Raw genomic sequence first — 12804 nt, 5'->3', positions numbered from 1 at the left:
AAGGACGTGAACCGCATGCGCAAGACCGCCAGACACGCCTCCCTGGCCGCCGCCGGGCTGCTCGCCCTCTCCTCCCTCACCGCCTGCGCCAACGACGCGGCAAGCTCCACGGCCGACACCGGCAGCGGCGGCGGCAAGGGCGAGAGCGTCAAGATCATGGTCGGTGGCCTGGACAAGGTCATCTACCTGCCCGCGATGCTCACCCAGCGCCTCGGCTACTTCCAGGCCGAGGGGCTGAACGTCCAGCTCCTCAGCGAGCCCGCCGGCGTCCAGGCCGAGACCGCGCTCGTCTCCGGGCAGGTGCAGGGAGCGGTCGGGTTCTACGACCACACGCTCGACCTGCAGGTGAAGGGCAAGGAGGTGGAGTCGGTCGTGCAGTTCTCGCACGCTCCCGGCGAGGTGGAGGTCGTCTCGGACAAGGCCGCAGGAGACCTCGCCTCGCCCAGGGACTTCAAGGGCCGCAAGCTGGGCGTGACCGGGCTCGGATCCTCGACCGACTTCCTCACCAAGTACCTGGCGGTCAAGAACGGCGTGAAGATCAGCGAGTTCACGCCGGTCGCGGTCGGCGCGGGGCCGACGTTCATCGCGGCGCTCCAGAAGGGGGCGATCGACGGCGGCATGACCACCGATCCGACCGTCGCGACGATCCTGGACAAGAAGGCCGGGAAGATCCTCATCGACATGCGCACCCCCGAGGGTTCTCAGGAGGCGCTCGGCGGGCCGTACCCCTCGTCAAGTCTGTACATGCAGACGGACTGGGTGAACGGACACAAGGACACCGTCCAGAAGTTGGCCAACGCGTTCGTCAAGACGCTCAAGTGGATGTCCGCGCACAGCGCCGACGAGATCGCCGCCAAGATGCCCGCCGACTACTCCCAGGGCAACAAGGGCCTGTACGCGCAAGCCATCAAGAGCACCCTGCCGATGTTCACCGACGACGGCGTGATGCCCCAGGGCGGTCCCGAGACCGTCGAAAAGGTCCTCAAGGCGTTCAACCCCAACATCAAGAACGCGAAGGTCGACTTGACCAAGACGTACACGACAGAGTTCGTCAAGGCGGTCAAGTGACCCGTACATGAATCCCGCCGCATGAATCCCGCTTGAATCCCGCGGCAGGGATCGCGCTGCTCGAACCCCGCTCAGGCGCGGGTCGCCCACACGTAACGGTGTTCCGGGCGGCCCGCGTCGCCGTACTTGAGGGTCAGCCGGGCCCGGCCGGTGCGCTCCAGGAGCTTCAGGTACCGCTGGGCGGTCTGCCGGCTCACCCCGGTCCGCTCGGCGATCTCCTGGGCGGACAGGGGGCGCTCGGCGCTCAGCAGTGTCTGGCGCACCAGCTCGGCCGTCGTGGGGGAGTGCCCCTTGGGCAGCCCGGGTTCCGACGGGGCGGACAGGGCACCGAAGATGCGGTCGACCTCCGCCTGCTCGGCCTCGCCGCCGCCGTCCAGGGTGCGCCGCAGCTCGGCGTACGCCTCCAGCTTCGCCCGCAGACCGGCGAAGGCGAACGGCTTCACCAGGTACTGCAACGCCCCCTGCCGCATGGCCGCCTGCACGGTCGACACGTCCCGCGCCGCCGTCACCATGATCACGTCGGTCTGGTGGCCGCGCCGGCGCATCTCCTGGACGACCGCGAGACCCGTGTCGTCGGGCAGGTAGTGGTCCATCAGGACGAGATCGAGCCGCGGCAGGCTCTCCACCAGGCGCAGCGCCTCGGCCGCGTTGTGGGCCTCGCCGGCCACGTGGAAGCCGGGCACCTTCTCCACGTAGGCGGCGTTGACGCGGGCGACGCGCGTGTCGTCGTCCACGACCAGGACCTCGATCATCGCGCCTCCTCCTCGGCGACGGCGGCGGTCTCCAGGGACGCCTCGGACACAGCGGGTTCCGGTTCCGGCTCGGTCAGCGCCTCGGGCAGGACCACGGTGAACTCCGCGCCACCGCCGGCCGCCGTGCCCACGGTCGCGCTCCCGCCCTGCCGCTCGGCGAGCCGGCGCACCAGGGACAGCCCGATACCCCGCTTGCCGTGCGCGGGCGGCTTCTTGGTGGACCAGCCCTCCGTGAAGACCACCTCCCGCTGCTCCTCGGGGATACCGGGACCCGTGTCCCGCACCCGCAGGACGACCGAACGGCCCTCCGCGCGCAACTCGACCTCCACGCGCGCGTGCGGGGTGCCCGCGACCGCGTCGAGAGCGTTGTCCACGAGGTTGCCCACGACCGTCACCAGCCCCCGGGGGTCGATCAGCCGGTCCGGGAGCCGGGTGCTCTCCGACACCCACAGGGCGACCCCGCGCTCGGCCGCCACGGTGGCCTTGCCGACCAGCAGCGCGGCGAGCAGCGGGTCCTGGATCTTCTCGGTGACCTGCTCGGCGGTGGCCCGGTGGTCCCCGACCACCTCACCGACGAACTCCACGGCGTCGTCGTACATCTCCAGCTCCAGCAGCCCCAGCAGGGTGTGCATGCGGTTGGCGTGCTCGTGGTCCTGGGCGCGCAGGGCGTCGATCAGCCCGCGGGTGGAGTCGAGTTCGCGCCCCAGCTGCTCCAGTTCGGTGCGGTCGCGCAGGGTGGCCACGGCGCCGCCGTCCCCGGTGGGCATGCGGTTGGCGACCAGGACGCGCTGGCCGCGCACGGTGAGCAGGTCGGTGCCGGTCACCCGTCCTGCGAGCACGTCCGTCGTACGGCCCGCGCCGAGCGCCTCGTCGGGGGTCCGCCCGACGGCCTCGTCGCCGATGCCCAGCAGCCGTCGGGCCTCGTCGTTGAGCAGCCGGACGCGACCGGCCCGGTCCAGCGCGACCACGCCCTCGCGGATGCCGTGCAGCATCGCCTCGCGCTCCGCGAGCAGCGCGGAGATGTCGGAGAAGGCCAGGTCCCGGGTCTGCCGCTGGACCCGGCGCGAGATCAGCCAGGCGGCCAGCGCGCCCACCGCGAGGGCGCCCCCGGCGTACGCGAACAGCCCCGGGATCGCGCTGATCAGCCGCGCCCGCACGCTGTCGTAGGCGATGCCGACCGAGACCGCGCCGACGATCCGGCGGTTGTCGTCGTACAGCGGCACCTTGCCGCGTGCCGAGCGTCCCAGGGTGCCCTTGTCGATCTCCATGACCTCCTGGCCGGCCAGGGCGTCGGTGGGGTCGGTGGAGACGCGGCGGCCGATCTCCGAGGGGGTGGGGTGCGACCAGCGCACCCAGTCCCGGTTCAGCACCACGATGTACTCGGCGTGCGTGGCCCGCCGGATCCGTTCCGCCTCCCGCTGCACCGGGCCGTTCCTGGACGGCGGTGTGGTGACGACACCCTCGGCGATGTGCGGGTCCTGCGCGGTGGTCTCGGCGATGGCCAGCGCGCGGCGCATCGCCTCCTGGTCCAGCTGCTTGCTCAGCGGGGCGAGGAAGAGCCCGGTCGCGAGCACCGCGACTCCCGCCGCGATCGCCACCTGCATCAGCAGCACCTGCGAGAACATGCGCCGGGGCAGTCCGAGGCGCAGTCGGCGGGCGGGGGGAGTGGGGCTCATACCCACGACGGTACGTGGACCGTCCGCAGGCGCCCCAGCGGGTGTGGTGTGGATCTCTTGATCCATCTGTTGATCAATGATGGACGGCGCGTGTCGTCCGGCCGGCTCGCCCGCGGGACGGCGCGTGCCGCCCGGCTAGCTCGCCAGCGCCGAAGGCCCCAGCTCGCGTACCTCGACCACGTCCATCCGCGCCGGCGCGCCGAGCACGGCCGCGCCGCAGCTCTCCGGGCGGGGCGGCAGCGACGCCCCCTGCGCCACGGTGACCCGCCACCGGCGGCCGTCGGCGTGGCCGACGGTGACCTCCCAGCGCGGAGCCGCACCGTCGGTCCGTACGACGCTCAGCACGCCCGCCCGGTACTCGTTCGCGGCCGACCGCACGGCCAGCTCCGCCGCCTGCCCGGGCCGCGCCCACGCGGAGCACCCCCGGCACCCCTCCACGACCACACGCCCCTCCTGCACGCCGTGCAGGGCCGCCTTGACGGTGTGCGCCTCGGCGCGGCCGTAGGCGTAGCCGTACGGCAGCACGAGCACCGTGGGCGCGAACCGATGTCCACCCAGATGGGTGACCTCCCAGACCCCGCGCACCCCCGAGGCGACCAGCTCGGCGGCGAGGGGGCGGCCGAGGAGGGCGCAGCAGCGGTCGCGCTTGCCGTTGGTGCACACGAGCGCCAGCGGGTCACCCCGGTGCGGCCGTCCGTCGAGCACCGCGCCGAAGGAACGGTGGTCGCCGCTCCCCAGGCCGGCGAAGTCCAGTTCGAGCAGCCGCCGAGGATCGCGGGTGGTGGCACTGTGCAGCCACACGCGTCCCGGAACGGTGTGTGCGGCGTACACCTGCCGGATCGGGGGCGTGCCGGGGTCCGCGTGGCGCCCGGGGCGCCGGATGAGCGCGATCCGCACGCCGGTCCCGTCGGCGGCGGCCTCCAGGGCCCGCCCCAGCGCGGGGTCCAGGTGGCTGGACGTCAGCGCCTTGGCACCCCACGGGCCGGGCTGTTCCAGCAGCAGCCACGTCGTCGCCGTGGCTGCCGTGCCGGAGATCGGCTCGTCGAGGCTCCGGGAGACGGTCGCACACCTACTCACAGAGGTGAGCCTAACCTGAGTTCCCCCAGGGGGACTTCCGGCCGGTGCCGTGTCCTACTCCGGGAGGGGCTGCGGCGGGCGCGGACCGACGTAGTGGCCGCTGGGGCGCATGCGCAGCGGGCGCTCTCCGTACTCCTCCAGGGCGTGGGCGATCCAGCCCGCGGTCCGGGCGACGGCGAAGATCGTCTCCCCGGCCGTGGCCGGCATGCCGAAGGACGCGGTGAACACGGCCAGGGCCAGGTCCACGTTGGCGTGCAGCGGGGTGTGCCGGGCGGTGGTGGCGACGATGTCCCGGGCCGCGAGCAGCGCGGACTCCGCGCGCGGGACCTGCTCCAGCATGCCGAACAGCATCCGTGCGCGAGGGTCCTCGCCCGTGTAGAGCCGGTGGCCGAGGCCGGGCACGCGACGGCCCGCGCGCAGTTCGGCGGCGATCACCGGGACAGCCGTGCCCTGGTCGAGCACGTCCAGGAGCATCCGGTGGGCCAGGCCGCTGGCGGCGCCGTGCAGCGGCCCCTCCAGCACGCCGAGCCCGGCCGAGACGGCCGCGTACGCGTGCGCCCGGGCCGAGGCGGCGACCCGCACCGCCAGGGTGGACGCGGCCAGGTCGTGGTCGGCGAGCAGCGCGAGCGCGGTGTCCAGCACGCGCAGGGAGGCCTCGTCGGCCGGGCGGCCGGTCAGCCGGTACCACAGGCGGTGGGCCAGCGGACCGTCGTCCTCGCGCCGGTGCGCGGCCGGCGGCAGCGCGGCGACGAGGGTGGGGATGAGGGTCCGCGCCGTGTTCAGCACGGCCTCCTCGGACAGGTCGAAGCGCAGCGGGTCCTCGGCCGCCGCGGCGATCGCCGCCACCCGCAGCCGGTCGACGGGGGAGGCGTGCTCGGACAGGGCGTCCACGGCGCGGCGGGCGACCCCGACGGTGTCCTCGGGCGCGGAGAAGGTCACCCCGGGGGCAGGCCGGCCCGTCCACAGCCACTCCGCGACCTCCTCGTAGGAGTGGCGGGTGGCCAGTTCGACGGCGTCGACGCCCCGGTAGAAGTACCGGTCCCCTTCGATCAGCGTGATGCGGGTGCGGACGGACAGGTCTCCGCCGGACCCCGGGCTCCCGGCCGCCTCCCGCCGGTTGCGGCGGGCCAGGGCCTCCACCTCGCCGGCCTCGAAGGTGCTGGCCCGGCCGCCGGGCTCGCGTCTGCTGCTGAGCAGGCCGCGGCTCACGTACGCGTAGACCGTCTCGGGCTTCACGCCGAGGACTTCGGCGGTCTCCTTGGTGGTCAGCCGGCGCCCGGGGCGGTGGGGAGCGGTGTCGTGATCGCGCATGGGGCTCACCGTAGTCGCCTCTGCATACATTGATGCCCGATTATTGATTCGATCAATGTTGACATGGGTGAAGTCGATCACGGACGCCATGATCAATCACGGCAGAGAGGATCACTTCGCCGCGTTTCCTCCCGCTCCTATCCTGGTCCCCGGAAACCGTGGGAGAGAGGAAAGAGGTCGCCACCTTGGGGAACAGCTGGGGAGACAGCGGCAGTCAGCGGCAGATCCCGGTGATCGTGCTCGCAGGTTTCCTGGGCTCCGGGAAGACCACGTTGCTCAACCATCTGCTGCACCGCAGCGGAGGCAGTCGGATCGGGGCGATCGTCAACGACTTCGGGGCCATCGAGATCGACGCGATGGCCGTCGCGGGCGCCCTCGGCGACTCGACCGTCTCACTCGGCAACGGCTGCCTGTGCTGTGCCGTCGACGCGAGCGAACTCGACCTCTACCTGGACCGGCTCGCCGCGCCCGCCGCCGGCATCGACGTGATCGTCATCGAGGCGAGCGGGCTGGCCGAACCGCAGGAACTCGTGCGCATGGTCCTCGCCAGCGAGCACCCCGGCATCGTCTACGGCGGCCTGGTCGAGGTGGTCGACGCCGCCGAGTTCGACGAGACGCGGGCCAGGCACCCCGAGATCGACCGGCACCTCGCCCTCGCCGACCTGGTCGTCGTCAACAAGCTCGACCGCGCCGACGACGCCGACCGGACCCTGGGGCTCGTCCGCTCGCTCACCGACCGCGCCGCCGTCGTCCCCGCCACCTACGGCCGCATCGACCCCGAGTTCCTCTTCGACTGCCGGCCGAGCGAGGAACGCGTCGGGCAGCTCTCCTTCGACGACCTGCACCAGCACGGGCAGGACGGACAGGACCACGCCGGGCACCTGCACACCGGCTACGACAGCCTGTCCTTCACCTCCGAGGTGCCGCTGGAGCCCCGCCGGCTCATGCGGTTCCTGGACAGCAGGCCCGAGGGGCTGTACCGGATCAAGGGGTACGTCGACTTCGGGCCGTACGACCCGCTCAACCGGTACGCCGTCCACGCCGTCGGCCGGTTCCTGCGCTTCTACCCGGAGCCCTGGACACCCCGCGCGACCCGGCTCACCCAGCTCGTGCTGATCGGCTCCGGCATCGACGCCGACACCCTCGGCAAGGAACTCGAGGGGTGCAAGGACGGCGCCCCACACGCCGACGAGCACGGCATGTGGGGCGTCCTGCGCTACGTACAGCGTCCCGACGAGGCGGAAGCCGACCTGGAGGATCCGCCCGCCTAGAACACCGGGCCCGCCACCACGGACACCGTCTTCGGCAGCGACGTGCCCGAGCCGTCCCGGCGCGGGTCCACCTCCGGCAGCCCCACCGGAGTGCCGTTCTTCTGCGCCGCGAGCGCGGGCGCCGGCCCCGCCCAGGCCAGCGACAGGCAGTCCTCGCCCTTCAGGAACCGCTGGCAGCGGACGCCGCCCGTGGCCCGGCCCTTGCGCGGGTACTGGTCGAACGGGGTCAGCTTGGCCGTCGTCTGCACCGAGTCGTCCAGCGTGCCGCGCGAGCCCGCCACCGTGAACACCACCGCGTCGGCGGCCGGATCGACCGCCGTGAAGGAGATCACCTTCGCGCCCTCGGTGAGCTTGATGCCCGCCATGCCGCCCGCCGGGCGGCCCTGCGGACGGACGATGGAGGCCTGGAAACGCAGCAGCTGCGCGTCGTCCGTGATGAACACCAGGTCCTCCTCGCCGGTGCGCAGCTCCACCGCGCCGACGATCCGGTCTCCCTCCTTGAGCGTGATGACCTCCAACTCGTCCTTGTTGGACGGGTAGTCGGGCACCACCCGCTTGACGACACCCTGCTCGGTGCCGAGCGCGAGACCCGGGGACGACTCGTCCAGCGTGGTCAGGCAGACCACCGTCTCGTCGTCGTCCAGGGAGACGAACTCCGCCAGCGGGGCCCCTCCGGCGAGGTTCGGCGCCGTCGCCGACTCGGGCAGCTGCGGCAGGTCGACCACGTTGATCCGCAGCAGCCGGCCCGCCGAGGTCACCGCGCCGATCACCCCGCGCGCGGTCGCCGGCACCGCCGAGACGATCACGTCGTGCTTGACGCGCTTGGCGCCCGCCGCCTCCGGGAACGGCTCCGCGGTCGCCGTGCGGGCCAGCAGCCCCGTCGAGGACAGCAGCACCCGGCACGGGTCGTCGGCCACCTGCAGCGGCACCGTGGCCACCGGGGCACCCGCGGACTCCAGCAGGACCGTGCGCCGGTCGGTGCCGAACTTCTTGGCCACCGCGGCCAGCTCGGCCGAGACGAGCTTGCGCAGCTCCGCGTCCGATTCCAGGATCCGGGTCAGCTCCTCGATCTCCGCGGTGAGCTTGTCCTTCTCCGCCTCCAGCTCGATCCGGTCGTACTTGGTGAGCCGGCGCAGCGGCGTGTCGAGGATGTACTGGGTCTGCACCTCGCTCAGCGAGAAGCGCTCGATCAGGCGCTCCTTGGCCTGCGCGGAGTTCTCGCTGGAGCGGATGATCCGGATGACCTCGTCGATGTCGACCAGCGCGGTCAGCAGGCCCTCGACCAGGTGCAGCCGGTCGCGCCTCTTGCCGCGGCGGTATTCGCTGCGGCGCCGGACCACGTCGAAGCGGTGGTCCAGGTAGACCTCCAGCAGCTCCTTCAGGCCCAGGGTGAGCGGCTGGCCGTCGACCAGGGCGACGTTGTTGATGCCGAAGGACTCCTCCATGGGGGTCAGCTTGTACAGCTGCTCCAGGATCGCCTCCGGCACGAAGCCGTTCTTGATCTCGATGACCAGGCGCAGGCCGTGCTCGCGGTCGGTGAGGTCCTTGACGTCGGCGATGCCCTGGACCTTCTTCGCGTTGACCAGGTCCTTGATCTTCGCGATGACCTTCTCGGGGCCGACCGTGAACGGCAGTTCGGTGACGACCAGGCCCTTGCGGCGGGCGGTGACCGTCTCGATCGAGACCGTCGCGCGCATCTTGAAGGTGCCGCGACCGGTCGCGTACGCGTCCCGGATGCCGTCCAGGCCGACGATCCGGCCGCCCGTGGGCAGGTCGGGGCCGGGGACGTGCTTCATCAGCGCGTCCAGATCGGCGTTCGGGAACCGGATCAGGTGGCGCGCGGCGTTGATCACCTCGCGCAGGTTGTGCGGCGGCATGTTCGTCGCCATGCCGACCGCGATGCCGGAGGCGCCGTTGACCAGCAGGTTCGGGAAGGCGGCGGGCAGCGCCACCGGCTCCTGCTCCTGGCCGTCGTAGTTCGGCGCGAAGTCGACCGTGTCCTCGTCGATCGACTCGGTCATCAGGCTCGTGGCCTCGGCCATCCGGCACTCGGTGTACCGCATGGCGGCCGGCGGGTCGTCGTTGCCCAGCGAGCCGAAGTTGCCGTGGCCGTCGACCAGCGGCACGCGCATGGAGAACGGCTGCGCCATGCGGACCAGGGCGTCGTAGATCGACGCGTCGCCGTGCGGGTGCAGCTTGCCCATGACCTCGCCGACGACGCGCGCGCACTTCACATAGGCGCGGTCGGGGCGCACGCCCATCTCGTTCATCTGGTAGACGATCCGGCGGTGCACCGGCTTGAGGCCGTCACGGGCGTCCGGCAGGGCGCGCGAGTAGATGACCGAGTACGCGTACTCCAGGTAGGAGCCACGCATCTCGTCCACGACGTCGATGTCGAGGATCCTCTCCTCGAACGAATCGTCGGGCGGCGGGGTCTTCGTGCTGCGGCGGGCCATCGCTGCCGGCTCCTTGCTGAAAGGATGGACGGAACTGACGCCGACCATTGTGGACCGAGGCACTGACAACCCGTGCCGCGACCCGGTACCGGAGGATCTCCCGGCATCCGGGGCCGGCCCGGGCACGGCGGGAGGCACAGGGGGCCGGGGCGGCCCGGGGCACCCCGGCCGGGGCGGCGGGGTACGCCCGCGCCCGGGGTCCGGGCAGGCCGCAGGATCCGCTGTGGGCGTACGTCCCGCGGGAACTTCGCGAAGCCCCCGCACGCTTTGCATACAGTGGCAGGACCGGCAGGAAAACAGCGGTTTCCATCAACCGCCTCCGCTCGCGAAGGGACGTACATGCCCATGGGTCACACGACCACAGCCGAGGCAGGCTCCGGGGGCCTGACAGCGACCGAACACCGCCTGGCCAACGGTCTGCGCGTGGTGCTCTCCGAGGACCACCTGACCCCGGTGGCGGCGGTCTGCCTCTGGTACGACGTCGGCTCCCGCCACGAAGTCAAGGGGCGTACCGGTCTGGCTCACCTTTTCGAGCACCTGATGTTCCAGGGCTCCGCGCAGGTGAAGGGCAACGGCCACTTCGAGCTGGTGCAGGGCGCCGGCGGCTCGCTGAACGGCACCACCAGCTTCGAGCGCACCAACTACTTCGAGACCATGCCCGCCCACCAGCTGGAGCTGGCGCTCTGGCTGGAGGCCGACCGCATGGGCTCGCTGCTGGCCGCCCTGGACGACGAGTCCATGGAGAACCAGCGGGACGTCGTCAAGAACGAACGCCGCCAGCGCTACGACAACGTGCCGTACGGCACCGCCTTCGAGAAGCTGACCGCCCTCTCCTACCCGGAGGGCCACCCCTACCACCACACGCCGATCGGCTCGATGGCGGACCTGGACGCGGCCACCCTGGAGGACGCCCGCCAGTTCTTCCGCACCTACTACGCGCCGAACAACGCGGTGCTCTCCGTGGTCGGCGACATCGACCCCCAGCAGACCCTCGCCTGGGTCGAGAAGTACTTCGGCTCCATCCCGTCCCACGACGGAAAGCCCGCCCCCCGTGACGGCTCCCTGCCGGACGTCATCGGCGAGCAGAAGCGCGAGGTCGTCGTGGAGGAGGTCCCGGCACGCGCCCTGATGGCCGCCTACCGGCTCCCGCACGACGGCACGCGCGCGTGCGACGCGGCCGACCTCGCCCTGACCATCCTCGGCGGCGGCGAGTCCTCCCGCCTGTACAACCGGCTGGTGCGCCGCGACCGTACGGCCGTCGCCGCCGGCTTCGGCCTGCTGCGCCTGGCCGGCGCGCCCTCCATGGGCTGGCTGGACGTGAAGACCTCCGGTGACGTCGAGGTGCCCGTCATCGAGACGGCCATCGACGAGGAGCTGGCCCGGTTCGCCGCGGAGGGGCCCACGCCCGAGGAGATGGAGCGCGCCCAGGCCCAGCTGGAGCGCGAGTGGCTGGACCGGCTCGGCACGGTCGCCGGCCGCGCCGACGAACTGTGCCGGTACGCCGTCCTGTTCGGCGACCCCCAGCTCGCCCTGACCGCCGTCAAGCGCGTCCTGGAGGTGACCCCGGAGGAGGTCCAGGAGGTCGCGGCGGCCCGCCTGCGGCCCGACAACCGCGCTGTCCTCGTCTACGAGCCGAAGTCCCCGGAGACCGTCCCGGACGCCGAGGTCCCCGAGGACCCGGAGCAGGAAGCGACCGTAGAGGCGGGCCGCGACGAGACCGAGAACGAGGAGACGGCCAAGTGACCCAGCTCGCCACCATGGACTTCCACCCCCAGCCGCAGCCCGGCGAGGCCAGGCCGTGGGCGTTCCCGGCGCCCGAGCGCACCGCGCTCGACAACGGCCTGACCGTGCTGCGCTGCCACCGCCCCGGTCAGCAGGTCGTCGCCGTCGAGGTGCTGCTGGACGCGCCCCTGGACGCCGAGCCGGCCGGCCTGGACGGTGTCGCCACGATCATGGCGCGGGCCTTCTCCGAAGGCACCGACAAGCACTCCGCCGAGGAGTTCGCGGCCGAACTGGAGCGCGCGGGCGCCACCCTGGACGCCCACGCCGACCACCCCGGCGTCCGGCTCGGCCTGGAGGTCCCGGCCTCCCGCCTGGCCAAGGGCCTCAGCCTGCTCGCCGACGCCCTGCGCGCGCCCGCCTTCGCCCCGAGCGAGGTCGAGCGGCTGGTCCGCAACCGCCTGGACGAGATCCCGCACGAGCTGGCCAACCCCTCCCGCCGCGCCGCCAAGGAACTCTCCAAGGAGCTGTTCCCGGCCACCTCGCGCATGTCCCGGCCGCGCCAGGGCACCGAGGAGACGGTCGAGAAGATCGACGCCGCGGCCGTGCGCGCCTTCTACGACCGCCATGTCCGGCCCGCCACGGCCACCGTGGTCGTCGTCGGCGACCTGACCGGCACCGACCTGGACGAACTGCTCGGCGACACCCTGGGTGCCTGGACCGGCACGCCGGGCGAGCCCCGGCCGGTGCCGCCGGTGACCGCCGACGACACCGGGCGCGTGGTCATCGTGGACCGGCCCGGCGCCGTCCAGACGCAGCTGCTCATCGGACGGATCGGCCCCGACCGGCACGACCGCGTCTGGCCCGCCCAGGTGCTCGGCACGTACTGCCTCGGCGGCACCCTCACCTCCCGCCTGGACCGCGTCCTGCGCGAGGAGAAGGGCTACACCTACGGCGTGCGCTCGTTCGGGCAGGTCCTCAGGTCCGCGCCGGACGGCACGGGCGCGGCGATGCTCGCCATCAGCGGCTCCGTGGACACGCCGAACACCGGCCCGGCGCTGGACGACCTGTGGAAGGTGCTGCGGACCGTCGCGGCGGAGGGCCTGACCGACGCCGAGCGGGACGTCGCCGTGCAGAACCTCGTCGGCGTGGCGCCGCTGAAGTACGAGACCGCTGCGGCCGTCGCGAGCACCCTGGCCGACCAGGTCGAGCAGCACCTGCCCGACGACTTCCAGGCGACGCTGTACCAGCAGCTGGCCGCCACGGGCACGGTGGAGGCCACCGCGGCCGTCGTGAACGCCTTCCCGGTGAACCGCCTGGTGACCGTCCTCGTCGGCGACGCCGCCCAGATCAAGGCGCCGGTGGAGGCGCTCGGCATCGGCGAAGTCACCGTCGTCGCCGCGGAGTAGCCGCCCGGCGGCACGCGCGCGTGGGGCCCCGCCGACCTACGGGTCGTCAGGGCCCCTGCCGTGCC

General features: G+C 72.4%; 9 protein-coding genes. 4 read left to right on the top strand and 5 right to left on the bottom strand.

The window, feature by feature from the left end; translation table 11 throughout:
* Window positions 1-15: 15 nt before the first annotated feature.
* On the top strand, window positions 16-1068 hold the full coding sequence (locus IEZ20_RS31790) for an ABC transporter substrate-binding protein (protein ID WP_189305108.1): 1053 nt from the start codon (window positions 16-18) through the stop codon (window positions 1066-1068).
* 71 nt (window positions 1069-1139) lie between these two features.
* Here the strand turns inward: IEZ20_RS31790 and IEZ20_RS31785 are convergent, their stop codons facing one another.
* The 4 genes from IEZ20_RS31785 to IEZ20_RS31770 form a co-directional block, all read right to left on the bottom strand.
* On the bottom strand, window positions 1140-1820 hold the full coding sequence (locus IEZ20_RS31785) for a response regulator (RefSeq protein ID WP_189305106.1): 681 nt from the start codon (window positions 1818-1820) through the stop codon (window positions 1140-1142).
* The gene (locus tag IEZ20_RS31780; protein WP_189305104.1) at window positions 1817-3496 is read right to left on the bottom strand and encodes an ATP-binding protein; all 1680 of its coding nucleotides are present in this window, start codon (window positions 3494-3496) and stop codon (window positions 1817-1819) included. The genes IEZ20_RS31785 and IEZ20_RS31780 overlap by 4 nt, the downstream gene beginning before the upstream one ends.
* A gap of 135 nt (window positions 3497-3631) precedes the next feature.
* Entirely contained in the window at window positions 3632-4573 is a 942-nt protein-coding gene (locus tag IEZ20_RS31775; RefSeq protein WP_189305102.1) for a ferredoxin family protein, read from the bottom strand.
* 54 nt (window positions 4574-4627) lie between these two features.
* Window positions 4628-5884, bottom strand: coding sequence for a citrate synthase (locus IEZ20_RS31770; protein ID WP_189305099.1), 1257 nt, complete (start codon window positions 5882-5884; stop codon window positions 4628-4630).
* A 185-nt stretch (window positions 5885-6069) separates the two neighbouring features.
* Between IEZ20_RS31770 and IEZ20_RS31765 the strand changes: the two genes are divergently transcribed.
* Window positions 6070-7155, top strand: a complete 1086-nt coding sequence (locus IEZ20_RS31765) for a CobW family GTP-binding protein (RefSeq protein ID WP_189305097.1) — start codon at window positions 6070-6072, stop codon at window positions 7153-7155.
* Here the strand turns inward: IEZ20_RS31765 and IEZ20_RS31760 are convergent.
* A complete protein-coding gene (locus IEZ20_RS31760) occupies window positions 7152-9611 on the bottom strand; it encodes a DNA gyrase/topoisomerase IV subunit A (protein ID WP_189305095.1) in 2460 nt (819 codons plus the stop codon). The genes IEZ20_RS31765 and IEZ20_RS31760 overlap by 4 nt on opposite strands.
* A gap of 339 nt (window positions 9612-9950) precedes the next feature.
* On the opposite strand from IEZ20_RS31760, the gene IEZ20_RS31755 reads away from it, so the two are divergent.
* Together IEZ20_RS31755 and IEZ20_RS31750 are read left to right on the top strand one after the other, a co-directional pair.
* The gene (locus IEZ20_RS31755; RefSeq protein WP_189305094.1) at window positions 9951-11354 is read left to right on the top strand and encodes a M16 family metallopeptidase; all 1404 of its coding nucleotides are present in this window, start codon (window positions 9951-9953) and stop codon (window positions 11352-11354) included.
* The gene (locus IEZ20_RS31750) at window positions 11351-12739 is read left to right on the top strand and encodes a M16 family metallopeptidase (protein ID WP_189305092.1); all 1389 of its coding nucleotides are present in this window, start codon (window positions 11351-11353) and stop codon (window positions 12737-12739) included. The genes IEZ20_RS31755 and IEZ20_RS31750 overlap by 4 nt, the downstream gene beginning before the upstream one ends.
* Window positions 12740-12804 lie beyond the last annotated feature (65 nt).

Origin of the sequence: Streptomyces cinerochromogenes, assembly GCF_014648635.1 — a bacterium.
Taxonomy (GTDB): domain Bacteria; phylum Actinomycetota; class Actinomycetes; order Streptomycetales; family Streptomycetaceae; genus Streptomyces; species Streptomyces cinerochromogenes.
Note: the sequence above shows the minus strand (reverse complement) of the source record. Positions and strands in the feature narration are given on the sequence as shown.